The organism is Vibrio sp. 704, from assembly GCF_033339295.1.
Window position 1 is genome coordinate 1 of sequence record NZ_JAWOUH010000944.1, and the last position, 534, is coordinate 534.

Consider the following 534-nt stretch of genomic DNA (forward strand, 5'->3'; position numbering starts at 1 on the left):
ACCGTCGATAACGGCTTTTGTGCCTTCAGGCAGTACGCGTGGGATGTTTTCCCAGAAACCACCACCCGTAATGTGAGAAATCGCGTGGATATCGTGTTTCTCGATCATCTTAAGTGCGGATTTGATGTAAATCTTCGTTGGTTCTAGTAGGTGCTCACCGATAGTGCGACCTGCTAGCTCTTCGTTTTTATCTGCGCCAGAAACTTCTAGAATCTTACGGATCAGTGAGTAACCGTTTGAGTGTGGACCGCTTGAGCCGACAGCGATAAGTGCGTCGCCTGCTGCTACTTTAGTGCCGTCAATCACGTCTTCTTTTTCCACTACGCCTACACAGAAACCCGCAACGTCGTAGTCTTCGCCTTCGTACATGCCTGGCATTTCAGCGGTTTCGCCACCGATAAGTGCACAACCAGCTTGAACACAGCCATCAGCAATACCAGAAACCACGTCTGCTGCTGTGTCTACGTCTAGTTTGCCTGTAGCGTAGTAGTCTAGGAAGAATAGGGGCTCGGCACCTTGAACGATTAGGTCGTT

1 protein-coding gene is annotated in these 534 nt (G+C 49.8%); it reads right to left on the bottom strand.

The window, feature by feature from the left end; all coding sequences use genetic code 11:
* On the bottom strand, positions 1 to 534 hold a 534-nt coding region (purM, locus tag R7R24_RS30015; RefSeq protein ID WP_318120629.1), incomplete at both ends, for a phosphoribosylformylglycinamidine cyclo-ligase.